We start from the raw sequence: 24,505 nt of genomic DNA, 5'->3' as shown, positions 1-24,505 counted from the left end.
CCATGCAGCGACTGTTCGATATCCTGTTGTCGGGGCTGGCCTTGCTGCTGCTGTCGCCCTTGCTGGTGCCAATCGCCATCGCCCTGCGCTTCAGCGGCGAAGGCGAGATCTTCTACGTGCAGCAGCGGATCGGTCGTGGCGGCAAGCCGTTCGGCCTGTACAAGTTCGCCACCATGCTGAAAAACAGCCCGAACCTGGGCACCGGCACCGTCACGGTGAAGAACGACCCGCGGGTGCTGCCGCTGGGCGGTTTCCTGCGCAAGACCAAGATCAACGAACTGCCGCAGCTGCTCAACATCCTGCTCGGCGACATGAGCCTGGTCGGCCCGCGGCCGCAGACCCAGCGGTGCTTCGACGCCTTTCCGGCCACCTCGCAGAAGCAGATCGTCAAGGTGCGTCCGGGCTTGTCCGGCATCGGCTCGATCGTGTTCCGCGACGAAGAGGAATTGATGCACGCCAGCGCCGAGCCGGAGAAGTTCTACGACGACGTGATCATGCCGTACAAGGGTGCCCTGGAAGAGTGGTACGTGGCGAACCAGGGTTTGCGTACCTACGTGATGTGCATCGTGATCACCGCGTGGGTAGTGCTGTTCCCGAAGTCGTCCATCGTGAAGAAGGTTTTCCCGGGTTTGCCGGTTGAGCCGGCTGCCCTTTCGGGTGTGCTGTGAGGCTCGATGGAACGCCGTGATCTCTACCAGCAAGTTGCCCGGTTGCATGTGGACAACATCAACAAAGGTTTCCTGGCGACGCTGGGTACGGGCTTTGTCGCGCTGATGTATCAAGCCATCGACGAGGCGCCGGCCAGCGTGTTGTTGGTTGAAGAGCGCGACGGTCGCGTCGTCGGTTTCGTGGCGGGTGGTTGCGGCATGGGCTCGATCTACAAGCGCATGCTGCGTTCGCCATTCCGCCTTGGTGTGGCCCTGTTGCCCTCACTGGTGCGGCCGGGACGCATCCTGCGGATTCTCGAAATCCTGCGCTACAGCCGCGGCCACAGCCTGCCGCCGAACTTGCCCGAAGCGGAATTGCTGAGCATCGCGGTGGATCCATCCTGCCGCGGGCAGCAGGTTGCCGAGCGGTTGTATCGTCGACTGGAAGAGCACTTCCGGAAGACTGGCATCCTGACCTTCAGGATCATTGTGGGAGAGGCACTGGCGCCCGCGCACAAGTTCTATCGGCGGATGGGGGCTGTGCCGACCGATCAGGTGGCGGTTCACGAGGGAGAACTGTCTACCGTGTACGTGCAAACGTTCGCTCAGGTCAAGCCACGCAGTCCATAGGCGAACAAGCCCAGGTATTCGTGCAGATAGATGTGACTGCGCGACAGCGCAGAACGGTGAGGCAGCCAGGCATTGCCCTCGATGGTGGGCTTCACTTGCGGCATGGTCGGCGCAGGGATGGCATCGATACCCTGCTCGCGAAGTACCGCAAGCGCGCGAGGCATATGGTAGGGCGAGGTCACCAGGAGGACGCGGCCAAGCTTTTCCTGTTTGAGGATGCGCGAGGAGTACAGCGCGTTTTGATAGGTGCTGTCGGCCTGGCTCTCGACCCTCAGCGCCGCCTTCGGCAGCCCCTTTGTCTCGAGTATCCGGGCCATCTTGATCGCGCCACCCTTGTTGGCCGACAACACCATGATCGGTGCGCGTCCCTCCCGGTAGAGCTGATAGGCGAAGCCCAGGCGGTTGCCGTTGATCCTGTCCGGAATCTGCTCCCAGTTCGCACGCGGGTCGGGCATGCCGTCGCCGCCGAAAACCACGATGGCATCAGCTTGGGGATAGGTGCCGGCTGGCACATAGGGGTAGGGCGATTCGAGCCCGTCGCGCATCAGTCCCACGAACGCGGGAGTGGCGCACAGGTAAAGCCAGGCACCGGCCAGCAGGAGGATCAGGCTACCGATCCGGTAGTGCCGGAAAAGCAGCAGGAGCAAGCCGAGCCCCGCGATGAGGGCAGATTGGGGAGTGGGCGAGTTCAGCTGGTCCAGCAGGTGGTCCAGCGATGCGAAGGCCGTCACTCTGCCCGTGCAGCGGAGTCGTTTCGGATGCGCTGGACCATGGTCGTCCGGACCACATTATCGTCATTGGCCGCCACCGGCTTGAACGTGTGCAGACCCCGGCGAGCTTGCTGGCGCACCCAGATCCGCGTGACCGTGACCGTATAGACCATGGAGAAGACGCAGAACGCCGCAAGATTGGTGCCCGCGCCCAACCCCAGCGACGTGGTCACGCTGCCGAGGAAGGCCATCGAGGCGGCCAGCGCGACCAGCGCGACCAGGCTGGCGCGCGGGCCCAGGCCCATGCCCAGCAGGATATGGTGGATGTGGCCGCGGTCGGGCTTGAACGGCGACTTGCCCTGGCGCAGGCGGCGGTACATCACCGCCAGGGTGTCGAGCACGGGCAGGGCCACGCACCACAGCACGTCCACCGGCGACAGCTGCGAGCCGGGCTGCTGGCTGAGGCGGATCAGGGTCCACGCGAGCAGGTAGCCGAGCACCATGCTGCCGGCGTCGCCCATGAAGATCTTGCGGCCCATGAAACCGAGGTTGGCGGCGAGGTAGGGGATGGCGGCGACGGCCAGCAAGGCCATCAGCGCCAGCGAACCCTGCAGCGCCGTGCGTCCGGCGAACAGCACGATCGCGGCGATGCTGACCAGCGCCAGGCTGCCGGCGAGGCCGTCGATGCCGTCCATCATGTTGAACGCGTTGAGCAGGCCGATCACGGCCACCACGGTGACCGGAATGCCGACCCAGCCCAGCACCAGTTCGTAACCGAACAGGTGTCCCAGCGTATGGATGTACACGCCGGTGCTGCCGATCACGGTGAGGATCACGGCGGTCTGCACCAGCAGGCGGGTGCGCACGCTGAGGTCGCAGCGGTCATCCAGCGCGCCAAGCAGCACCAGCACGCACGAGGTACCCAGCAGCACTACGCCAAAGGTCTGGAATTGTCCCCAGATCACCGCGCCCACCAGCACGCCGATGAAGATGGCCAGGCCGCCGACCAGCGGCACGCTGCCGACGTGGTGCTTGCGTTCGTTGGGGTGGTCGACCAGGCCGAGCGCACCGGCAAAGCGGCGCAACACCAGAATCGCCATGGTCGAGGTGATGGTCGCTGCCAGGCAAGCAAGAAGCATCCGTGTGTCCTGCATGATCAAGAGCCTCGAGTATCCCTGTGGACTATTTCAAAAGATCGCGATCCGTGTGAACGGAGGTGGTCTGTGCGGATTGAACCCACTACCTGTATTGGCAGTTCGAGCTCGTGAAGCGTGCCAGCCTGCACTGCATGGTCGGACGGCGGCGTGAAGGGCGCTGGCGTGAAGCAATGAAGCTGCGCCAGTAGCGATATTCAGGACGGTGGCGACCATGCCCCCACGTGCAAGGAGGCGCAATGTTCCGTGACCCAGGTCAAGGAATCGGAATTCTATCATGGACGGATGGCTGAACTCGGGCGTTGTCGGTTGGTATTCAGGCGGGAGTGGCGTAGGTGAACGGGCGGCGGGCCGAGGGTGGCCCGAGTCGGGTTGAGCTGATTCTGAGCCGGTCGTGGGTGGGATGTGCGACGTTTTGTTGCCGTTGTTGTGAAAGGTGTGTGCAGGGTCGGGAGGGGGCATTTGCTTCTGCCCTGCGAGGCAGGGAAGGGTGGGGCGATTCAAGGGAGTGCTTCAGATGAGGGGGCGTGATTCGGCGGGGCAAGATCAAAAGCGCACCCCCTCCTGACCTCCCCCTGCGCGCAGGGGAGGGACCAATCGTGGAGCTGCGCGCTCTGCCCCCTCCGCTGCGACCGAAGGGAGTCTGTTGAGGGGCGCAGTAGGGGAGGGCTGGGCGACCACAGGGAAGTGCTTTAGCTGAGGGGTTGCTCCTCGTTCGAGCAAGCTCAAAAGCGCCCCCCTCCTGACCTCCCCCTGCGACTGAAGGAAGTCCCTTGAGGGGCAGCGCAGGGGGAGGAACCAATCGTGGAGCTGCGCGCTTAGCTCCCTCCCCTGCGACCGAAGGGAGTCCCTTGAGGGGCGCAGTAGGGGAGGGTTGGGCGACCGCAGGGAGTCCTTCAGGTGAGGGGTTGCTCTAGTACGACGCACGTCCGGCGACTTTGCTTCTGCGGTGCGTTCCGCGGGGGCGCTGGCCGTCGTTCTTCATCCCCTCTGACCTGCTCATTGATACGGGTTCAGACCGAAGCGCCTGCCGGATGCTTGCGTGGTCGGCCGCCCTTCTGCCCGTTTTCGCGTGAGGATGCCGCCTTGGCATCGCTGCTCCGGCTGCCGTGACGCGTGGCCACTACAGTCGTCGCCATGTCCATCAGGGATTTGCTGGCCGCCACCATGCCGGCGATCGAGATGTGCAGATCGTGCTTGTCCAGGCATAGCGCACTGCCGCCGAAGCCTATTTTCAGATTTTTGAGCTCGGCCGCCCCCAGGTCCGCGAGCTCCGGATAATTCCGCACCGGCAGCGCCACGGCACTGTGGTCGGCAAATCCTACCAGCAGGACTTTGAGCGTCGGAACGTAGTTCACCGAGGTCGCATGCACGCCCGCATGCTTGCGCTGCTTCCCACGCGCTATCGCGCGATCCAGCACCTCGGCCGTCACCGGCTCGTCGAAGCGTGTGGTTGCCTTGATCCTGCTCATAACACTATCTCCACGGGCTCGGCTGTCCCCATCAACTGCAGAATGGTCTGGTGGTTCTTCGCATCGAAGCGTGCCGATCGGATCTCCAGTGCACCGGGACGTTTTGTCTTAGGCCCACCACTTCACTGGCTTTCGGGTCCCATTGCTGATTCTCCAGGCATATCGTTTGTCGCGTTTTCCACCACAACTCACGCGCTTTGCGCAGATGCACGGGTTGCTTGAGCATTTTGCGCAGGGCCTCCAGCGTGGCTTCGGCGGGCCGGTTCCGTGCTGGCGACACATCCCACAAACGCACGCCGTTGTGCCAGAAGCTGAATTCGAAGCGGGCGTCCCAGTCGTTGGAGCCAACATGCACATGCGGTGGGCAGTGTTCGTTCCGAGTCAGCACGGCAAGCACCAGCCCCTTGTATTGACATACCTGCATAGTAACCTATCCGTTAGGTTATTTGAGGATGGCCGCCTGTAGCGATCAGCCAGCGTCGCAGGGTGCCACGGGCCAGCTCGCAGGTCGGTCGGCGGATCCCGGCTGCTCTGGCGTCGAATGAGCGTCATTCATGACGGGGGAAGTCGAGCGGCGTCGTAAGCCACGTACGACCCACCTGCGTCACTTCCTCCCGCGAGCTTGCCCTGTCCGACAAGGTGGGGAGGGCCGGGCGACCGCGGGGAGTTCTTCAGGCGAGGGCCGTTCTTTGTGAGGGCAAGATCAAGAGCGCCCCCCTCCTGACCTCCCCCTGCGACCGAAGGGAGTCCCTTGAGGGACAGAGCAGGGGGAGGGACCGGTCGTGAGCTTCTGCTCCCTCCCCTGCGAAGTAGGGGAGGGTTGGGCGACCGAAGGGAGTCCTTCAGGTGAGGGGCTGCTCCTGCTTGCCTCAGCCACCAATCAGCGCGGTGATTTCCGCGGTGCGTTCGCGCATCAGCACTTCGTCGCCGCGCGATTCCACGTTCAGTCGCAGCAGTGGTTCGGTGTTGGAGCTGCGCAGGTTGAAGCGCCATGGGCCGAAGTCGGCGCTGATGCCGTCGGTGTGGTCCAGCGCGGGTGACTGGTTGGCGAAGTGCGTCATCACTCGCGCGGTGGCGGCGCGTGCGTCAGCCACCTTGAAGTTGATCTCGCCGCTGCACGGGAAAGCGCGCATGCGGTCTTCGACCAGTGCGGCCAGCGACAGGCCGCGGGTGCTGACCAGCTCGGCGATCAGCAGCCACGGGATCATGCCGGAGTCGCAGTAGGCGAAGTCGCGGAAGTAGTGGTGCGCGCTCATTTCGCCGCCGTAAATGGCGTTTTCGGCGCGCATGCGTTCCTTGATGAAGGCGTGGCCGGTCTTGCTCAGCACCGGGATGCCGCCGGCTTGCTGCACCATCTCGATGGTGTTCCAGGTCAGTCGCGGGTCGTGGATGATCTTGCCGCCGGGGTGGCGCGCCAGCAGTGCAGTGGCCAGCAGGCCGACCAGGTAGTAGCCCTCGATGAAGCGGCCGTCGGCGTCGAAGAAGAAGCAGCGGTCGAAGTCGCCGTCCCAGGCCACGCCGAAGTCGGCGCCGTGGGCGCGCACCGCGTCGGCGGTGGCGGCGCGGCATTCGGGCAGCAGCGGATTGGGGATGCCGTGGGGGAAATGGCCGTCCGGTTCGTGCTGGATGCGGATGAAGTCGAACGGCAGCTGCGGCGCAAGCCGGTCGACGATCAGCCCGGCGCCACCGTTGCCCGCATTGACCACGATCTTCAGCGGCTTCAGCTGGTCGCGCTGGATGTAGCCGAGCAGGTGGTCGATGTAGGCGGATTTGTCGGTCATCGCGCGCGGCGTGGCGGTGCCGGCGAGGATCGATGTTTGATGGCTGGCGGCGAAGTCGCGGATCGCGAACAGGCCGCTGTCGCCGCTGATCGGCCGCGCGCCTTCGCGCACCAGCTTCATGCCGTTGTAGTCCATCGGGTTGTGGCTGGCGGTGACCATCACGCCGCCGGCCGCGCGCAGGTGATCGGTCTGGAAGTAGACCTCTTCGGTGCCGCCCACGCCGATGTCGATCACCTCGCGGCCGGCCGCATGGAAACCATCGGCCAGCGCCGCCTGCAGCGCGGGGCTGCTCAGTCGCACATCGCGGCCCAGCACCACCGGACCCGCACCCAGTTGGGCGGCCATCGCCAGGCCGATCTTGCGCGCCAGCTCCTCGTCGAGTTCATCAGGCACGCGGCCGCGGATGTCGTAGGCCTTGAAGCAGGGCAGTCGGGGCATCGGTGTTCCTGGGGTGTGCGGTCAGCCGGGAATGATAGCGGGCGACACACCTTGCTCCCTCCCCTACGAAGTAGGGGAGGGTTGGGGTGGGGTCGCTCTTCGTGACGCAAAGTCAAAAGCTCACCCCCTCCTGACCTCCCCCTGCGACCGAAGGAAGTCCCTTTAGGGGCGAAGTAGGGGAGGGCTTGGGTGGGGTTGCTCTTCGCTTCAGCGGAACAGCAGGTTGATCGCGACCAGGGTGACGACGAGTACCAGCAAGGTCAGCGGCAGGCCGACTCGGAGGAAATCCTTGCCTTTGTAGCCACCGGGGCCGGACACCATCATCAGCGCGGGGTGGCCGGAGCTGAGCAGGAAGGTGTTGGACGACGACACCGCGACGATCAGCGCGTAGGCGGACGGATTGCCGCCGGTGGCGACGGCGACGCTGATGGCGATGGGCACCATCATCACGGTGGCGCCGACGTTGGACATCACCTGCGAGAACAGCAGGGTGAGCACCGCCAGGCACAGTTGCAGCACCCAGGGGGCGGCGCCGCCCAGATGTTCCAGCACCACCTGCGCGATCCATGCCGCGGTGCCGGTGGCGTCCATCGACCAGCCCAGCGGGATCAGGCAGGCGGTGACGAAGATGGTCTTCCAGTTGATCGCCTTGTAGCCCTCGTCCATGTTCAGCACGCCGGTGAGCAGCATGCCGATCGCGCCGGTCATCATCGCCACCGACAGGTCGAGGTTGGTGAACAGCGCCAGGCACTTGGCCAGCACGAAGAAGCCCACCGCCTGCCAGATCTTGCCGGGGCGCTGCTGTTCCTTCGGGATGTCGGTGACTACCACCAGATCCTTGTCTTCCGCGGCCAGCGCCAGGTCACGCCAGTTGCTGTGCAGCACCACGGTGTCGCCGGCGCGCAGGGTGACGCCGCGCACGTCTTCGCGCAGCACCTTGTCGCCGCGGGTCACCGCCAGTACCGAAATGCCGAAGCGCTTGCGCAGGCGCAGTTCGCCCACGGTGTGCTTGATGAAGCGCGACACCGGTGGAATCACCACTTCGGAAATGCCCGCGCGGGTCGGGTTGAACAGCTCGCCGAGCTGGCGCATGCGGGTGGACAGGCGGCACAGCTGGTTGTTGGCGAACTGGTTGAGCTGTTCGCGCGGACCGAGCACGCCGAGCACCGAGCCGACCCAGATCACGTGGTCGGCCGGCGGCGCCATGCGCGCGTCGTTGCCGCTCTTGATCGCCAGGATCAGCGGCGCCTGATGCAACTGCTCGGCCTCGCCGATGCTCATGCCGACCAGCGGGCTTTCGGCGGTGACGGTGAGCTCGGCGGTCTCGCCGACGATGCCGTAGGTTTCGGCGAAGTAGCTTTCGGTGCGCCCGGGCGTCACCTTCAGTCGCTCGTCCTCATGTCCGGGCAGCAGCTTGCGTCCGAAGAAATAGAAATACGCCACGCCCACCACGGCCAGCGCCAGCCCCACCGGGGTGACGCTGAACAGGCCGAACTTCGGGATCGTGTGCGCGCCGGGCGGCAGGTTGACGTTGGCGCTGGCGATCAGGTCGTTCAGCACGATCAGCGGCGAGTTCGCGATCAGCGTGGTGTTGGTGGCGGTGAGGATGCAGAACGCCATCGGCAGCAGCAGCCGCGAAATCGGCACGCCGGTGCGCGCGGACAGGCGGCTGCTGACCGGGATCATCAGCGCCGCCAGCGCCTGGCTGGGAATCACCGCGCTGAACAGGCTGGCGACCATGTTGATCACCATGCCCAGGCGCGACTCCGCACCGCGCGCCATGCGCATCACGAAGTTGGCGGTGAGGTTGAGCACGCCGGCGCGGTCCAGCCCCTCGCCCATGATCATGATCGCGATGATCGCGATCACCGCGTTGCCGGCGAAACCATTGAACACACGCTCGGACGGAATCAGCCCGGTCAGGCCGATCACCACCACCACCAGCAGCGCCACCATGTCGGCGCGGATCCACTCCAGCACCAGCATCAGCATGGTGAAGCCCACCAGCCCCAGCACCAGAATCATTTCCGGGGTGAGCGAGAGCGCCATCAGCTGACGTCCCGGCGGCGCAGCGGCTTGCAGTGGATACGGCGGGGCAGTGGAAGCTTCACGCTGCGGTCGATTCGTCCCTGGGTGGATGTTCGTGAGTATAAGCGGGGTAGTGCGGTTGCTGGTGAACCCAAGGCCAAGAGCGAACCCCACCCCGGCCCTCCCCTATTGCATAGGGGAGGGAGAAGTGTGGCCATGAGGGAGGCAGATGTAGGGCGACGGAGCACGCGCTTTTGCTCCTCCCCCTGCTGGCAGGGGGAGGTTGGGAGGGGGTAAAGCTCTTCTTTCAGACCCAAGCGAAAGGACTCGCCGTGCACATCAAATGGATCCGCGCCCGCCGCTTGCGCAATGAAGGCACCGACGCCGAACGCCGGCTCTGGCACCACCTGCGCCAGCGCCAACTGGCCGGCCACAAGTTCCGTCGCCAATATCCACTGGCCGGCTACATCGTGGACTTCGTCTGCGTGCCGGCGCGGCTGGTGATCGAGCTGGATGGTGGGCAGCATCTGGATGCGCTCGACTACGACCGGCGGCGCAGCGGGATTCTTGCGCGTGAAGGCTACCGCGTGCTGCGCTTCTGGAATGACGATGTGCTGCTGCGCACGGCGGATGTGCTCGGGGAGATTTTTCGGGCGCTGGAGGAAAGGTCAAAAGCGACCCCACCCCAGCCCTCCCCTACGTTGTAGGGGAGGGAGCAAGGCGGTCACGCGTCCGATCTGCTCCCTCCCCTGTGAAACAGGGGAGGGTCGGGGTGGGGTCGCTCTTGCCTCAGCTCTTGCGGTAAAGCAGGTCCCACACCCCATGCCCCAGCTTCAGGCCGCGCCGCTCGAAGTGGGTCTCGATGCGCCACGCGGGCTTCTCGGCGTACTGGCCGGGGCCGAGCTGGTTGCGCCAGTCGGGGGCGGCCTCCATCACTTCCAGCATGTGTTCGGCGTAGGGTTGCCAGTCGGTGGCCAGGTGCAACAGTCCATTCGCAGCCATCCGCGAAGCGAGCAGGGCGACGAACTCGGGCTGGATCAGGCGGCGCTTGTTGTGCCGCTTCTTGTGCCATGGATCGGGAAACCAGATGCGCGCCTCGGCCAGCGTGCCGGGGGCGATCTCGTGCTCCAGCACTTCGACGGCATCGTGCTTGTACAGGCGCACATTGCCGGCATCGCGTGCGGCCAGCGCGTTCATCAGCCGGCCCACGCCGGGGCCGTGCACTTCGACGCCGAGGAAATCGCGCGCCTGGTCATGCTCGCTGGCCCAGGCCAGCGCCTCGCCGTTGCCGAAGCCGATTTCCAGCACCAGCGGCGCGCTGCGGCCGAAGTCCGCGGCGAAGTCGCGCGGTGCGCCCCGGTAGTCGAGGCCGAAGCGCGACCACAAGGTGTCGAAAGCGCGTTGCTGCGCCGGGGTCATGCGCCCTTCGCGCAGCACGAAGCTGCGGATGCGGCGCATGTAGTCGGGAGTGGGGGAGTCGATGTGGTCGGGCATCTGCGTATTGTAGGGCCTTGGCCTGGTTTGGCCGGCTGCACGCTCTTGCTCCCTCCCCTGCTTGCAGGGGAGGGTTGGGGTGGGGTCGCTCTTGACTCAGTGCTGCCGGTCTTCCCGATCCCGACGCTCCGCCGCTTTTCCGGGCGAGGGCCGCGGGGCGCTCTGCTGCTGTCGGGGTGCTTCCATGCGCGGCGGTGGCGCCGGTCGCGGCGGTGGCTGGTAGCGCGGCGGCGCCGGCTCGTTGCGGGTGGGCATCGGGCGCGGGGTTTCCTGCATGTATTGGCGCGGGCTGGGCTCGGCTCGCTGGAAGCGCGGCTGCGGCTGCGGACGTTCGAAGCGTGGTTCGGCGACGTTGCGCGTCGGCGGCCGCGCGGCCGCCGGCTGATCCTCGCGCTGGAAACGGGCGCGGTCATACGGCGCCGGGCGCGGGTTGTCGTCGCGGTTCTGCGGCAGCGGGCGCGCGTAGCTCGGGTTCGCCGACGGGGTGGGCTGGCTTGGGGCGATATAGCTCACCCCCGGCCTCGGCATGTTGCCGCGACGGTCGCTGTCGTTGCTGCCGCGTGGATGGGCGAAGCGGGCCGAACGCACCTCACCGTTGTCACCGGCGAAGTCGGCGCGACGATCCCGACCGACCGGCGTGATGCGGGGAACGACCGGCAGCTGTTCGTTCGTCGTGACCGGTCGGCGAACACCGCCGAGGTCGCGGCCGTCCATCGGCGGATGCCGCGGGGTGTCGTCGCGGCCAAGCACGCGGACGCGTTCGGGTGCGTTGTCGCCCGCCGCGTTGCCACGACCGGAGACCGCGTCGCGGATGCCCGGCGGCGCGCGGCGCGCCACCACCGCGCGGTCAAAACCGCCGGCGGGCAGGTTGCGCACGTGACTGGTACGCGCGGTGCGCTCGCCCTGGCCGATGGGGCGCACGCTGGCGATGTCGCGCGGACGCATCGGCGCGTCGCCGAGTTTGCGCGGATCGACATGCAACCGGTCGCGCTGCACGCGGCCGCCCGCGGCGAAGCTCGCGCCGGATACCGCAGTGAAGCCGCGCGACGCATGGTGATCGGCGTGGTTGTCGCCACGATCGAAGTCGCCGCGACGATAGCGGTTGTAGTGCTCGTCGATGTCGCGCCGCGGATCATGCCCGCCGTGCACGCGGATGTTGTAGACATTGACGTTGGTGTAGTAGCGGCGGCCGCAGCGGTACCACGGGTTGTAGATTTCTCCCGGCCCCAGCGGGAACCAGCCCACCGGCGCGCCGCCAATGCCGACCGACCAGCCCCCGCCGCCGACGAAGGCAACCAGCGCCGGCGCGTAGATCGCGCGCGCGCCACGCGGGCCCGGAATCCAGCCCCAGCCGCGCGGCGTGTAGGCCCAGCGGCCGTAGTGATAAGGCGCGTAGCCCCACGGCGCGTCGTCGATCCAGCTCCAGCCCCACGGCGCGATATACGCCCAGTGACCGTTGCGGTACGGCGCCCAGCCGGCATCGACACCGCGCGGATACCACACCGCGCCATATTCGCTGCTGTCCTGCCAGCCGCCGTACTGGTCCAGGTCCTGGTAGCCGACCACATCCTCGGAGACATACTGGCGGCTGGTCGACTGCGCGTAGCGGTCATCGCGCTCGCTGGCCCAGCGGTCGAAGGCGTCGCCGCCGCCAAGGTCGTTGATCGTCACCATGCTCAGGCTGGCGTCGCCAAAGCGATAGCTGCGACCGGGATTGATCGAGCGCTGCGCATTGTTTTCGCCGAACACGGTGGCGGCGCCGTCGAGCGCAGCCACGCGCGTGCTGCCGTCGCGCGGGTCGACATCGACGCGGAACGTGCCGGGCTGATCCACCACCAGCGCCACCGCCGGCGTGTCGATTTCGTAGCTCTCGCCGTCGTCGAGGTGGCGCACGGTGAGGCTGAGGCTGCCCTGGGTCAGTTCAATCTGGGCCAGTTGGTCGTTGAGGTCGAGCAGACCCAGATCGGTCCGCCCATCGATGCGCAGCGTGCCGCCATCGAATTCCAGCTCGGCGCGCGCGCCGTCGGCACTGGAGAGCTTGTCGCCGCTGGTCAGCGGGCGGTTGACGTTCGCATCGCTCCAGTCCTTCGCGCCGGAAGGCAGGAAGCCCAGGTCGCCGCCGACATAGGACAGACGCGCCACCCGGGTCGGCGGATCGGCGCTGTCGTCGGTATCCGCTTGCGCCTGTGCCAGTCCGGCGACCAGGCACAACAACAGCAAGACCGGCACACGCCAGCCACGGCGCCACGAAACGGAAGACTCGGCAAACCTGGACATGCGGCTCTCCTTGGCGAGTGCGGATGAGGCGAGTGCGGGGCAGGGGGGCGTCATGTTGCTGTGAACGTGCAGTGTCAGGCAAACGATGACCCCGCGCCGAGTATGCGCAGGTGATCGTTCAGCACGCGTTGGGCCGCTGGCTCCGGCTTCGCCCCGCTTTGCTCCGTCCCCTGCTCGCCCAAGTCAAAAGCGCACCCCCTCCTGACCTCCCCCTGCGAGCAGGGGGAGGGACCGGTCGTGAGGTTGCGCGCCCTTGCTCCCTCCCCTGCTCGTCCCGCAAGGGGACTTCCTTCGGTCGCAGGGGAGGGTTGGGCGACCGAAGGGAGTGCTTTAGCCGGGGGGCGCTGTTCACTCGCAGCAACTTCCCAATCACGCGAATCCCGAGTTACCATCCGCGGGCCAAATGCGGGTGTAGCTCAATGGTAGAGCTGTAGCTTCCCAAGCTACTGACGAGGGTTCGATTCCCTTCACCCGCTCCACTCGCCGCGCCATCGATCCCCGAGTTTTCCACGAACCACATGGCGGATCTGATTACCTTGGGTTGGCGGGAGCGGCTGGCGTTGCCGCAGCTGGGCATCGACATGCTCAAGGCGAAGCTCGACACCGGCGCGCGCAGCAGTTCACTGCATGTGGATACGCTGGACACGTTCCAGCGCGACGGCGGCACCTGGCTGCGTTTCACCCTGCATGTCGGTCGGCGGCAGCCGATGGCGATCTGCTGCGAGGCGCCCGCGCTGGATCGGCGCACGGTGACCGACACCGGCGGGCGGCGCACTGAGCGCTGGTTCATCCGCAGTGAGGTAGAACTGGCCGGGCAACGATTCGACATCGATATCAACCTTACCGATCGTCGGCATATGCTGTTTCCGATGTTGCTGGGTCGCAGCGCGCTGTTCGAGCGCTTTGCGGTGGACCCGGCGCGTTCCTATACCCAGCCGCGGCCATCGACGACAGCCGCGGCATTGCCATGACGGCCTGCCCATGAAAATTGCGATCCTGTCGCGCAATACCCGACTGTATTCGACCAAGCGCCTGGTCGAGGCCGCCCGCGTGCGCGGCCACGTGGTGCGCGTATTCGATCCGCTGCGCTGCTACGTGCGGATCGCGCCGGGTGCGTCGTCGATCCGCTTCAAGGGCAAGGAAGTGCGCGACATCGACGCGGTGATTCCACGCATCGGCACCAGCAGCACGTTCTACGGCACGGCGGTGCTGCGCCAGCTGGAGATGATGGGCGTGTACACGCCGAACCCGTCCGACGCCGTGCTGCGCGCGCGGGACAAGCTGCGTTGCCTGCAGATCCTGGCCGCCCAGGGCATCGACATGCCGGTGACCGTGTTCGGCGACAACCCGGATGACACCGACGACGTGCTGGCCCTGCTCGGCGATCCGCCGCATGTGATCAAGTTGAACGAGGGCAGCCAGGGCACCGGCGTGGTGCTGGCCGAGAAGCGCGCCGCCTCACAAAGCGTGATCGAGGCGTTCCGCGGCCTGTACGCGAATTTTCTGGTGCAGGAATTCGTGGCCGAGGCGAAGGGCAGCGACCTGCGCTGTTTCGTGGTCGGCAACCAGGTGGTGGCGGCGATGCAGCGCGATGCTTCGCCGGGCGATTTCCGCGCCAACCTGCACCGCGGCGGCAGCGCGAAGGCGGCCACGCTCAGCGCCGACGAGGAACGGATCGCGGTGGCGGCGGCCGGTGCACTGGGGCTGGGCATTGCCGGCGTCGACCTGCTGCGCTCCAACCGCGGACCGTTGCTGCTGGAGGTGAATGCATCGCCCGGCCTGGAAGGCATCGAGGCGGCCACCGGCGTGGACGTGGCGGCGGCAATCATGGCGTTGCTCGAAGCGCAGGATTGTGGCGGGCGAACCGAGCCACGCAGCCGCCGTCGGCCGGCAAAGGTCTGACGGTCAGCGCGGCCGGCCGGCCGCGGGGCCTGAATTGACGCCGGGTTAACTCACCCGTAACCAGGCAAGCTCTATAAAGCTCCCACTGTTTTTTGCGACGTCGCGGCCGGCAAGGCGCGGGGACGGCAGACGATGGTATCGGGGCAGTAACTTGGGCCCAGGTGGGCGACGGCGAGTCGTGCATCTGGGCTTTTTCTTGCCCGGACGGAGGCGCGTTCAGATTTCTTTCGCTGCCGCCGCGCCGCGTTCACACAAGATTGTTAAGCTGGAAGCTCCAGCCGGCCCGTGCGCCGGCTGTGCAGGAGTGACACATGCGCGTACTGGTGATCGAAGACAACAGCGATATCGCGACCAACATCGGCGATTATCTGGAAGACCGGGGCAACGTGGTCGATTTCGCGGGCGACGGCGTGACCGGCCTGCACCTGGCGGTGGTGCACGATTTCGACGTGATCGTGCTGGATCTCACGCTGCCCGGCATGGACGGCCTGGAAGTGGCGCGCAAGCTGCGCCACGAGGCGCACAAGCAGACGCCGATCCTGATGCTGACCGCGCGCGACGCGCTGGAGCAGAAGCTGACCGGCTTCGAGTCCGGCGCCGACGACTACATGACCAAGCCGTTCGCGCTGCAGGAACTGGCCGCACGGCTGGAGGTGCTGGCGCGCCGCGGCAAGGGTCCGCAGAGCCGCGTGCTGAAAGTGGCCGACCTCACCTTCAACCTCGACACGCTCACCGTGAACCGCGAAGGCAAGTCGATCCAGTTGAACCCGATCGGCCTGAAGTTGCTGCAGGCACTGATGGAAGCCAGTCCGTCGGTAGTCACCCGGCAGGATCTGGAACAGAAAGTGTGGGGCGAGGAATTGCCCGACAGCGATTCGCTGCGCGTGCATATCCACGGCCTGCGCGCGGCCATCGACAAACCATTCGAGAAGCCGCTGATCCACACGCGGCACGGCATTGGCTATCGGATGGTCGAGCCGGATGCAGTCCAGGCGTAAGCTTCGCTTTCGATTGATCGTCTCCTTCGCGCTGTTCGGCTTCGGCCTCAGCGCGTTGTTTGCCGTGGCCGCGCTTTACGTGCGGGCCAAGGTGGAAGACCAACTGGTGGTGTCGGCGCTTCAGCATGACGTCGACCAGGCGGTGGAGAACAAGCACCTGCACCCCGACCTGCCACTGAAGTCCGATCTCATCGATGCCTGGCTGTGGAGCGAGCGCACGATCTACAAGGCACCGCTGGCCTGGCAGAATCTGGGGACCGGCGTCTACGACATGAAGGACCTGGACGAGTCGGGCCGGCCTCGCCATTACAAGCTGGCAGTGAGCCGCAAGTACGGCTTGATCGCCTTCGTCATCTATGACATCAGTCGCGAGGACCTGGGCAAGCAGCAGCTGATCCTGTCGCTGGTCGGCGCGGTGCTGTTGTTCAGCCTGCTGTCGCTGGCGATCGGCCTGTGGCTGTCGCGCAAAGTGCTGAAACCGGTCAGTGAGCTGGCCGCGCGCCTGCGCGATTTCCGCAAGGCCGGCAAGGCCGAGCCACTGGCGCCGCACTTTGCCGACGACGAGGTGGGCGAGCTGGCGCATGCGCTGGACGAGTATTCGGCGCGGCTTACCGCGATGGTCGAGCGCGACCGCGAGTTCAATTCCGACGTCAGCCATGAACTGCGCACGCCGCTGGCGGTGATCGCCAGCACCACCGAACTGCTGCAGGGCTCGCCCGACCTCACCGAAAAGCTCAGCGAACGGCTGAAGCGGATCGAACGCGCCTCGCGCCAGGCCACCGAACTGATCGAGGCGCTGCTGCTGCTGTCGCGTGCCGAGCGTCGCGGCCCGACCCGCGGCGAAACCACCGAGGTCGGCAAGGTGGCTGCCGATGTGATCGAAAGCCAGCGTCCGCAGGTGCGCGGCAAGCCGCTGACCATCGAGCTGCAGGCCGACGAGCTGGTCAACGTGAATGCACCGGCCTCGGTGTTGTCGGTGGCGCTGACCAATCTGATCGGCAACGCGATCAAGTACACCCTGGAAGGCAGCGTGCAGGTGGTGGTGGCCAACGGTGCCATCGAAGTCATCGACACCGGCCCGGGCATCAAGCCCGAAGATGCCGAACGCCTGTTCCAGCGCGGCGTGCGCGGCGAAGGCGCCGGCGGCAGCGGTGCCGGCCTCGGCCTGGCGATCGTGCGACGACTGTGCGAACTCTATGCCTGGGATGTGTCGATGCGCCCGCGCAGCGACACCAACGGCGCGATCGCCAGCATACGGTTCAGCTGATTCTTGCCGCGCTCACCTTGCGGCGAAGAGCGACCCCACCCCAGCCCTCCCCTGCAAGCAGGGGAGGGAGCAGAGCGCGCAGCCACACGAATGATTCCTCCCCCTGCGCAGTCCCTTGAGGGGCAAGCAGGGGAGGGAGCAGAGCGCGCAGCCACACGCACGATTCCTCCCCCTGCGCAGTCCCTCAAGGGACTTCCTTCGGTCGCAGGGGGAGGGCAGGAGGGGGTGCGCTTTTGACTTTGGCACCGCGGCGAAGAGCGACCCCCACCCCAGTCCTCCCCTGCAAGTAAGGGAAGGAGCAGAGCGCGAAAGTGCGGCTTCAGACCTGTTCCAGCCAGCCCCACTTGTCGTGGGTGCGGCCGTCGAACAGGCCGAAGAACAGTTCCTGCAGGCGGCGGGTGACGCGGCCGGCGGTGCCGTTGCCGATCTGCTTGCCGTCGACCGAGCGGATCGGGGTGACTTCGGCGGCGGTGCCGCACATCAGGATCTCGTCGGCGAGGTAGAGGTATTCGCGCGGCAGGTCGCGTTCGACCACCTCGATGCCGTCTTCGCGGGCCAGCGTTTTCAGCGTGTCGCGGGTGATGCCGGTGAGGATCGAGGCGCTGGCCGGCGTGGTGTGCAGCACGCCGTCGAACACCAGGAACAGGTTCTCGCCGGCGCCTTCGCTGAGCAGGCCGTTGGAAGCCAGCGCGATGCCTTCGCCGAAGCCGAGGCGGCGGGCTTCACGCGCGATCAGCTGACCGGAAAGATAATTGCCGCCAGCCTTGGCGCCGGCCGGAATGGTATTCGGCGCGAAGCGCTGCCAGCTCGACACGCAGGCGGTGATGCCGTTCTCCAGCGCCTCCGGCCCGAGGTAGGGGCCCATCGGCCAGGCCGCCACGGCGACGTCGATCGGGGTTTCCGCGGACAGCCCGAAACCACCCAGGCCGCGATAGGCGACCGGACGCAGATAGGCCGCACCCAGCCCGTTCTTCTTGATCACCGCGCGGCAGGCCGCGGCCAGATCGTCGACGGAATACGGCAGCACCATGTCGTAGATGCGCGCGGACTGGTACAGCCGGTTCAGGTGGTCGGTGAGACGAAAGATCGCCGCGCCGTCGGGCGTGGCGTAGCTGCGGATGCCCTCGAACACCGAGGAGCCGTAATGCAGGGCGTGGGACATCACGTGGGTGGTCGCCTCGGCCCACGGCTTGATGTCGCCGTTCTGCCAGATCCACTCGGGGTACTGCTGGGCCATGTCGATTCTCCAATGGGGACCGCTCATGATAACTGCTGCCGGCGCGGCCGGCGTCAATGCCCGGCCCGGTCGGCAACCTCAGTCAGCGTTGCGCAGCCACAGGCAGCCGGCCTGGCGCACGATGTTGAAGCGCAGCTCGCGCGGACCGCCGCTGCCGTCGTTGTCGGCGGTATGCAGCACCAGCTGGTTGCCTGCCGGTGGCGGTGCCGCCGGTGCGACCTCCATCGCGAACGGATCGTCGAGGCTGGCGGCGGGTGCGGGGTCCGCTGGCCGGTCTTGCGGCACGCTCACATCCAGCAGCGGCTGCTTCATCAGCCGGGTCAGCGAGCGGATATCGGCGATGGCTGCGCCGCGGCCATAGCCGTCCCACAGCATGATGCCCGCCAGCCGGTTCGCGTCGCGACTGGCGAAAGCGTTGATCACACTCTGCCGCAGGTCGCCCAGGTTGGCTGCACACAGGGTTGGTGGCGCGGTGGAGGTGACGGCCGGCGCGGTCGCCGCGCTGGCGGTCACCGGCGTGGCCTGCAGGGCGGCGCACGGCTGGTCGGTGAAGACTGCATTGCCGTTGGCGCCGATGCAGCGATGAATCGGCGTCTGCGCCGCGGCGGGCGCGGCGCAGGCGAGCGCAATCAGACACAGCAGGGCGGCCAGGTGATGCATTCTCCCAGCATACCCGGCCCGTGCCTCAGGAAAGTTGCTGCAGCACCGCCTGCGTCGCGCGAGCGCGGTTCAACGTATAGAAGTGCAGGCCGGGCGCGCCGCCATCGAGCAGGCGCCGGCACAGTTGCGCCACCACTTCGGCGCCGAGTGCGCGGATTGCGTCGGCGTCGTCGCCGTGCGCCTGCATGCGCTTGGCGATCCAGCGCGGGATCTCCGCGCCGCACATGTCGGAAAAACGCCGCAGCTGGCTGAAGTTGGTGATCGGCATGATGCCCGGCACGATCGGCACCTCCACGCCCAGCTTGCGCACGTCGTCGACGAAGCGGAAATACGCATCGGGATTGAAGAAGTACTGGGTGATCGCGCCGTTCGCGCCGGCGTCGATCTTCGCCTTGAAATGCTGCAGGTCGCGCAGCGCATCGTCGGCCTGCGGATGGGTTTCCGGATACGCCGCCACCTCGATGTGGAAGTGGTCGCCGCAATGCTGGCGGATGAAAGCCACCAGCTCGGCGGCATAGCGGAAGTCGCCCGCGGTGGCCATGCCCGAAGGCATGTCGCCACGCAGCGCCACGATGCGCCGGTAGCCCGCCGCGCGATAACCATCCAGCAGCTCACTGATCTCCGCCCGGGTGCCGCCCATGCACGACAGGTGCGGCGCCACCGGCAAGCCGTGGCGCGCGTGCAGCCGCGCCACCGTGTCGCCGGTATAGCTGAGCGTGGAGCCGCCGGCACCGAAGGTGACCGAGGCATATTCCGGCTGGTGCGCCTTCAGCACCTGCGCGGCGCGGTCCAGCTGCGCGCGCTGTTCGTCGGTCTTGGGGGGGAAGAACTCGAAGCTGATCGAAGGCATCGCAGGGGCATCCGGTAGGCGGTGCCGGCGAGTATATATCTTTGTGTCGCGATGGAGCGATAGATCAAGAGCAGCCCCACCCCGGCCCTCCCCTGCGACCGAAGGAAGTCCCTTGAGGGGCGAGCAGGGTAGGGAGCAGAGCCGCCGGGTAGATTCCTCCCCCTGCTTGCCCCTAAGCGCGCGGTCTCAGGGTGGATTCCTCCCCTGCGCAGCAGGGCGAGGGCAGGAGGGGGTGCTCTTGATCTTGCCCACAAAAAAAGCGGGGCGCATCGCTGCGCCCCGTTTCGATTCAGTCCGGGGAAGCCGATCCCCGCGGCCTGCCCATCAGTAGCGGTAATGCTCCGGCTTGTACGGGCCTTCCTTCGGCACGCCGAGATAGGCAGCTTGCGCATCGCTCAGCGTGGTCAGCTTCACGCCGATCTTCTCCAGATGCAGGCGCGCCACCTCCTCGTCGAGCTTCTTCGGCAGGATGTAGACCTTGTTCTCGTAGGTGTCCCTGTTTGCCCACAAGTCGATCTGGGCCAGCGTCTGGTTGGCGAACGAGTTGGACATCACGAAGCTCGGATGGCCGGTGGCGCAGCCCAGGTTCACCAGCCGGCCTTCGGCCAGCAGGAAGATCGCGCGGCCGTCGGCGAACACGTACTTGTCGACCTGCGGCTTGATGTTGATCTTCTCCACGCCGGCCATCGTGTTCAGCGCATCGACCTGGATCTCGTTGTCGAAGTGGCCGATGTTGCAGACGATGGCCTGGTCCTTCATCGACTTCAGGTGCTCAAGCGTCAGCACGTCCTTGTTGCCGGTGGTGGTGACGTAGATGTCGCCGCGGCCCAGCGTGCTTTCGACCGTGTTGACCTCGAAGCCTTCCATCGCCGCCTGCAGCGCGTTGATCGGATCGATCTCGGTCACCACCACGCGCGAACCGTAGGCACGCAGCGAGGCGGCGCAACCCTTGCCGACGTCGCCGTAGCCGCAGACCACGGCCACCTTGCCGGCCAGCATCACGTCCATCGCGCGCTTGAGGCCATCGGCCAGCGACTCGCGGCAGCCGTACAGGTTGTCGAACTTGCTCTTGGTGACCGAGTCGTTGACGTTGATCGCGGGGATCAGCAGCGACTTGGCCTCGGCCAGCTGGTACAGGCGATGCACGCCGGTGGTGGTCTCCTCGGAGACGCCCTTCCAGTCCTTCACCACGGTGTGCCAGTAACCCGGGCGCTCGGCGTGCACGCGCTTCAACAGGTTCTTGATCACCTTCTCCTCGTGCGAGGAGGCCTTCTCGTCCACCCACGTCGAGCCGTTCTCCAGCTCGTAGCCCTTGTGGATCAGCAGGGTCACGTCGCCGCCATCGTCGACCACCAGCTGGGGCCCGAGGAAACCGCCCTTGCCGTCGGGGAACGACAGCGCGTCCAGCGTGCAGTCCCAATACTCTTCCAGCGTCTCGCCCTTCCAGGCGAACACCGGCGTGCCGGTCGCGGCGATGGCCGCGGCGGCGTGGTCCTGGGTGCTGAAGATGTTGCACGAGGCCCAGCGCACGTCGGCGCCGATGTCCTTCAGCGTCTCGATCAGCACCGCGGTCTGGATCGTCATGTGCAGCGAGCCGGTCACGCGCACGCCCTTCAGCGGCAACGTGGCGGCGTGCTTCTTGCGGATCGACATCAGGCCGGGCATTTCGTGCTCGGCGATGTCCAGTTCCTTGCGGCCGAACTCGGCGAGCGAGATGTCGCGGATCTTGTAGTCGTGGCTGGTTTCTTTCAGTACGGCGTTCATCAGGTATCTCCGGTTTGGTGCGAGCTTCCTCCGGAAAGCCCGGCCATGGATGGCCGGTTTTTCGCCAAGGGATTCGCGTAAAACAACCGGGCGCCGTTGTGGAACGTGCCGCGCCGAGCCTGGCCGTCTTGCGTGAACAGTCCGCCGGTCTACGTGCGGGCGCGGCGAATGGATTCGCCGTCACGGTCAACGGTCGCAGCGCCCCTCGGCGGGCAGTGCAAAGCAGACATTGTAGCCGCTGGCATGAGCTTATGCCGCATCAGCGGGTGTTGCGGGCGTCAGGATTGGTTACGCTGGAAGCTTGATCGGCCAAGGAGCAGTAGCGTGGAAGAAAGTCGCGAACCCGAGTTCCTGCCGCCGGACGGCGCGTTGCGCGAGGACGTCAGCCGACTCGGCGCGATGGTCGGCAGGATGCTGGCCGAGCAGGGCGGCGAGGCGTTCTTCGAGCGGGTCGAGCAGGTGCGCACCGCGGCCATCCACCGGCGCCGCGAAGGCGCTTCGGTGGATGAACTGGCCGACTCGCTGGCCGGCCTGGATGCCGCCCATGCCGAGGCGCTGGCGCGCGCCTTCGCCACCTACTTCCAGGCGGTGAACACCGCCGAGCGGGTGCATCGGATCCGCCGTCGCCGCGACTACCAGCGCGAAGGCAGTGCGCCGCAGCCGGAGTCGCTGCTGGCCGTGCTGGGCCGGCTCAAGGCCGAGGGCGTGGGTGTCGACGAACTGGTCGGCTGGCTGGACCGGCTGTGGATCGAGCCGGTGTTCACCGCCCATCCCACCGAGGCGGTGCGCCGCTCGCTGCTGGAAAAGGAGCAGGCGATCGTGGCCTCGCTGATCGACGGCTTCGATCCCCAGCGCACACCGCAGGAGCGTCGCGAAGACGATGCGCGCATCTACATGGCGCTGTCGGCCGGCTGGCAGACCGCCGAGGCCTCGCCGGTGCGGCCCAGCGTGCAGGACGAGCGCGAGCACGTGGACTTCTACCTGACCAACCCGCTGTACCGGATCGTGCCGGCGCTGTACGAGTCGCTGGCGCAGGCGCTGCAGGAAACCTGGGGGCTGGCGATCAAGCTGCCGCCGCTGCTGCGCTTCGCCACCTGGGTCGGCGGCGACATGGACGGCAACCCCAACGTGGGCGCCGACACCATCGCCGACTGTCTGGATTCGCAGCGTGCGATGGTGCTGGAGCGCTATCGCGCCGAAGTCGCCGCGCTGGCGCGCCAGCTCAGCCAGACCGAGGGCCGCAGCGGGGTCAGCGATGCGCTGCACGCGCGGCTGGCGGACTATCGCACACGCTTTCCCGCGGCCGCAGCGCAGATCCGTCCGCGACACGCCGACATGCCGTACCGCTGTCTGCTGCAGCTGATCGGCGCACGGCTGGAACTGACCCTGCAGAACGATCCCGCCGGCTATGCGTCCAGTGCGGAGTTGCTGGATGACCTGCAGCTGATTGCCGACAGCCTGTTCCAGCATCGCGGCGTGCATGCCGGCGCGTATTCGGTCGAGCGACTGCTGTGCCGCGTGCGCAGCTTCGGTTTCCATCTGGCGCGACTCGACGTGCGCCAGGATTCGCGCGTGCACGACGACGCACTGGCCGCCTTGCTCGGTGATGCCGGGTGGGCCGGGCGCAGCGCGGCCGAGCGCGCCGACCGCCTGCGTCCGCATGCCAGCGGCGAAGCCGGGTTTCCCGCTAGCGATGACGCCAGCGCCCGCTCGCTGCAGGCGGTGTTCACCACCTTGCGCGACAGCCGCCAGAGCCACGGCGTCGATGCCACCGGCCTGTACATCATCAGCATGGCGCGCACCGCCGCCGACGTGCTGGCCGTGCTGGCGCTGGCGCGGCGCGGCGGGCTGGTCGATCCATCAGGCAATGTGCCGCTCAATATCGCCCCGCTGTTCGAGACCGTCGACGACCTGACGAACGCGCCCGCCACCTTGCGCGCGCTGCTCGACGATCCGGTCTACCGCCGCCACCTCGCCGCGCGCGGCGACCAGCAGTGGGTGATGCTGGGCTATTCGGACAGCGGCAAGGACGGCGGCACGCTGGCGTCGCGCTGGGGCCTGCAGCGCGCCCAGGTGGAGCTGCTGGACGTGGCGCACGAAGCCGGCATTCACCTGGCCTTCTTCCATGGTCGCGGTGGCTCCGCCAGTCGCGGCGGTGCACGCATCACGCCGGCGCTGATGTCCTCGCCGCGCGGTGCGGTGGCCGGCGTGCTGCGGGTGACCGAGCAGGGCGAGGTGATCCATCGCAAGTACGGCATCCGCGCGCTGGCCCTGCGCAACCTGGAGCAGACCGTGGGCGCGGTATTGCGCGCGTCGCTGCGTCCACGCGACACCGAGCCGCGCGAGGAGCGCTGGCGCGAGCAGATGAATGCCCTGTCGGCGGCCAGCCGCAAGACTTACCGCGCGTTCGTCGAACGCGACGGCTTCGTCGACTATTTTCGCAGCGCCACCCCGGTCGACGTGATCGAGCGGATGACCCTGGGCTCGCGCCCGGCCAGCCGCCGCAGCATGCGTGGCGTGCAGGACCTGCGCGCGATTCCGTGGGTGTTCGCCTGGACCCAGTGCCGCTCGATCCTGCCCGGCTGGTACGGCCTGGGCAGCGCGCTGGAGCAGGGCGCCGCGCAGTTTGGCGAACACGCCCTGGTCGAGATGGCGCGCGACTGGCCGTTCTTCGCCAACCTGCTCGACGACGTGGAAATGGTGCTGGCCAAGTGCGACCTGGATATCGCCGAGGCATTCTCGAAACTGTCCGGTCCGTTGCATGACGAGTTCTTCGGCCTGATCCGCGACGAGTTCGCCAGCACCCGTCACTGGCTGCTGCGCCTGAAAGGCAGCGCTGCGCTGCTGCAGGGCGATCCGCGCCTGGCCGCCTCGATCCGCCTGCGCAATCCCTACGTCGATCCGATGAGCCTGCTGCAGGTGGATCTGCTGCAGCGCTGGCGCGCCGGCGACGGCAACGACGATGCGCTGCTGCAGGCGCTGGTTGCCTGCGTCAACGGCGTCTCGCAGGGCCTGCAGAACACCGGCTGAGGCGGCGGCAACGCCCTTGCCGCAGGAGCCCGCTGGCGGGCTCCTGCGGTTCCATGGATGGCGCTGTACGAGTCCGGACGCGACTGTCCGTTTGCGAACGCCGGCATCGATCCATGGACGGGCCTGATTCGTTGCAGAGCAACGATTTGTCTGCATGGCACGGGCC

At 66.8% G+C, this 24,505-nt stretch carries 20 protein-coding genes, 1 tRNA gene and 1 riboswitch; of the genes, 9 read left to right on the top strand and 12 right to left on the bottom strand.

What is annotated here, in order from left to right; translation table 11 throughout:
• Nucleotides 1-2 precede the first annotated feature (2 nt).
• Both ACQGNJ_RS15540 and ACQGNJ_RS15535 read left to right on the top strand, forming a co-directional pair.
• Nucleotides 3-668, top strand: a complete 666-nt coding sequence (locus tag ACQGNJ_RS15540) for a sugar transferase (protein WP_426690157.1) — start codon at nucleotides 3-5, stop codon at nucleotides 666-668.
• 6 nt (nucleotides 669-674) lie between these two features.
• A complete protein-coding gene (locus tag ACQGNJ_RS15535) occupies nucleotides 675-1,277 on the top strand; it encodes a GNAT family N-acetyltransferase (RefSeq protein WP_426690156.1) in 603 nt (200 codons plus the stop codon).
• Here ACQGNJ_RS15535 and ACQGNJ_RS15530 read toward each other — a convergent pair.
• From ACQGNJ_RS15530 to ACQGNJ_RS15505, 6 genes are all read right to left on the bottom strand, one after another.
• Nucleotides 1,253-2,008, bottom strand: coding sequence for a YdcF family protein (locus tag ACQGNJ_RS15530; protein ID WP_426690155.1), 756 nt, complete (start codon nucleotides 2,006-2,008; stop codon nucleotides 1,253-1,255). The genes ACQGNJ_RS15535 and ACQGNJ_RS15530 overlap by 25 nt on opposite strands.
• On the bottom strand, nucleotides 2,005-3,126 hold the full coding sequence (locus tag ACQGNJ_RS15525) for an undecaprenyl/decaprenyl-phosphate alpha-N-acetylglucosaminyl 1-phosphate transferase (protein WP_426690154.1): 1,122 nt from the start codon (nucleotides 3,124-3,126) through the stop codon (nucleotides 2,005-2,007). The genes ACQGNJ_RS15530 and ACQGNJ_RS15525 overlap by 4 nt, the downstream gene beginning before the upstream one ends.
• Before the next feature lie 1,028 nt (nucleotides 3,127-4,154).
• Nucleotides 4,155-4,613, bottom strand: coding sequence for a DUF2442 domain-containing protein (locus ACQGNJ_RS15520; protein WP_426690153.1), 459 nt, complete (start codon nucleotides 4,611-4,613; stop codon nucleotides 4,155-4,157).
• A 31-nt stretch (nucleotides 4,614-4,644) separates the two neighbouring features.
• Nucleotides 4,645-5,037, bottom strand: a complete 393-nt coding sequence (locus ACQGNJ_RS15515) for a hypothetical protein (RefSeq protein WP_426690152.1) — start codon at nucleotides 5,035-5,037, stop codon at nucleotides 4,645-4,647.
• Between the two features lie 445 nt (nucleotides 5,038-5,482).
• Nucleotides 5,483-6,832, bottom strand: coding sequence for a phosphohexomutase domain-containing protein (locus tag ACQGNJ_RS15510; protein WP_426690151.1), 1,350 nt, complete (start codon nucleotides 6,830-6,832; stop codon nucleotides 5,483-5,485).
• A 207-nt stretch (nucleotides 6,833-7,039) separates the two neighbouring features.
• Nucleotides 7,040-8,881 (bottom strand): SLC13 family permease, encoded by a 1,842-nt coding sequence (locus ACQGNJ_RS15505; RefSeq protein WP_426690150.1) that lies wholly within the window; start codon nucleotides 8,879-8,881, stop codon nucleotides 7,040-7,042.
• A gap of 311 nt (nucleotides 8,882-9,192) precedes the next feature.
• Between ACQGNJ_RS15505 and ACQGNJ_RS15500 the strand changes: the two genes are divergently transcribed.
• Nucleotides 9,193-9,567, top strand: coding sequence for an endonuclease domain-containing protein (locus ACQGNJ_RS15500; RefSeq protein ID WP_426690149.1), 375 nt, complete (start codon nucleotides 9,193-9,195; stop codon nucleotides 9,565-9,567).
• 82 nt (nucleotides 9,568-9,649) lie between these two features.
• Here the strand turns inward: ACQGNJ_RS15500 and trmB are convergent, their stop codons facing one another.
• Nucleotides 9,650-10,354, bottom strand: a complete 705-nt coding sequence (gene trmB, locus ACQGNJ_RS15495; RefSeq protein ID WP_426690148.1) for a tRNA (guanosine(46)-N7)-methyltransferase TrmB — start codon at nucleotides 10,352-10,354, stop codon at nucleotides 9,650-9,652.
• 96 nt (nucleotides 10,355-10,450) lie between these two features.
• Nucleotides 10,451-12,631 (bottom strand): DUF6600 domain-containing protein, encoded by a 2,181-nt coding sequence (locus ACQGNJ_RS15490; protein WP_426690147.1) that lies wholly within the window; start codon nucleotides 12,629-12,631, stop codon nucleotides 10,451-10,453.
• A gap of 405 nt (nucleotides 12,632-13,036) precedes the next feature.
• Here ACQGNJ_RS15490 and ACQGNJ_RS15485 point away from each other — a divergent pair.
• From ACQGNJ_RS15485 to ACQGNJ_RS15465, 5 genes are all read left to right on the top strand, one after another.
• Nucleotides 13,037-13,110, top strand: a tRNA-Gly gene (locus ACQGNJ_RS15485).
• A 39-nt stretch (nucleotides 13,111-13,149) separates the two neighbouring features.
• Nucleotides 13,150-13,602, top strand: a complete 453-nt coding sequence (locus tag ACQGNJ_RS15480; protein ID WP_426690146.1) for an ATP-dependent zinc protease family protein — start codon at nucleotides 13,150-13,152, stop codon at nucleotides 13,600-13,602.
• Nucleotides 13,603-13,612: 10 nt separating this feature from the next.
• On the top strand, nucleotides 13,613-14,533 hold the full coding sequence (rimK, locus tag ACQGNJ_RS15475) for a 30S ribosomal protein S6--L-glutamate ligase (protein ID WP_426690145.1): 921 nt from the start codon (nucleotides 13,613-13,615) through the stop codon (nucleotides 14,531-14,533).
• A 311-nt stretch (nucleotides 14,534-14,844) separates the two neighbouring features.
• On the top strand, nucleotides 14,845-15,531 hold the full coding sequence (locus ACQGNJ_RS15470; RefSeq protein ID WP_007809337.1) for a response regulator transcription factor: 687 nt from the start codon (nucleotides 14,845-14,847) through the stop codon (nucleotides 15,529-15,531).
• Nucleotides 15,515-16,798, top strand: a complete 1,284-nt coding sequence (locus ACQGNJ_RS15465; RefSeq protein ID WP_426690144.1) for a sensor histidine kinase — start codon at nucleotides 15,515-15,517, stop codon at nucleotides 16,796-16,798. The genes ACQGNJ_RS15470 and ACQGNJ_RS15465 overlap by 17 nt, the downstream gene beginning before the upstream one ends.
• A gap of 319 nt (nucleotides 16,799-17,117) precedes the next feature.
• On the opposite strand, the gene ACQGNJ_RS15460 is transcribed toward ACQGNJ_RS15465, so the two are convergent.
• The 4 genes from ACQGNJ_RS15460 to ahcY form a co-directional block, all read right to left on the bottom strand.
• Nucleotides 17,118-18,035, bottom strand: a complete 918-nt coding sequence (locus tag ACQGNJ_RS15460; RefSeq protein WP_426690143.1) for a branched-chain amino acid transaminase — start codon at nucleotides 18,033-18,035, stop codon at nucleotides 17,118-17,120.
• A gap of 78 nt (nucleotides 18,036-18,113) precedes the next feature.
• Nucleotides 18,114-18,695, bottom strand: coding sequence for a DUF4124 domain-containing protein (locus ACQGNJ_RS15455; RefSeq protein ID WP_426690142.1), 582 nt, complete (start codon nucleotides 18,693-18,695; stop codon nucleotides 18,114-18,116).
• A 25-nt stretch (nucleotides 18,696-18,720) separates the two neighbouring features.
• Nucleotides 18,721-19,545 carry a methylenetetrahydrofolate reductase [NAD(P)H] gene (metF, locus tag ACQGNJ_RS15450; protein ID WP_426690141.1) on the bottom strand — a complete coding sequence of 275 codons (825 nt, stop codon included), beginning with the start codon at nucleotides 19,543-19,545 and terminating at the stop codon, nucleotides 18,721-18,723.
• 324 nt (nucleotides 19,546-19,869) lie between these two features.
• Nucleotides 19,870-21,309, bottom strand: a complete 1,440-nt coding sequence (gene ahcY / locus ACQGNJ_RS15445; protein ID WP_426690140.1) for an adenosylhomocysteinase — start codon at nucleotides 21,307-21,309, stop codon at nucleotides 19,870-19,872.
• 81 nt (nucleotides 21,310-21,390) lie between these two features.
• Nucleotides 21,391-21,522, bottom strand: a riboswitch (S-adenosyl-L-homocysteine riboswitch).
• Between the two features lie 111 nt (nucleotides 21,523-21,633).
• Here ahcY and ppc point away from each other — a divergent pair.
• Entirely contained in the window at nucleotides 21,634-24,339 is a 2,706-nt protein-coding gene (gene ppc, locus ACQGNJ_RS15440) for a phosphoenolpyruvate carboxylase (RefSeq protein ID WP_426690139.1), read from the top strand.
• The last annotated feature ends 166 nt before the right edge of the window (nucleotides 24,340-24,505 follow it).

The organism is Rhodanobacter ginsengiterrae, assembly GCF_050026815.1.
Lineage (GTDB): Bacteria > Pseudomonadota > Gammaproteobacteria > Xanthomonadales > Rhodanobacteraceae > Rhodanobacter > Rhodanobacter ginsengiterrae.
Note: the sequence above shows the minus strand (reverse complement) of the source record. Positions and strands in the feature narration are given on the sequence as shown.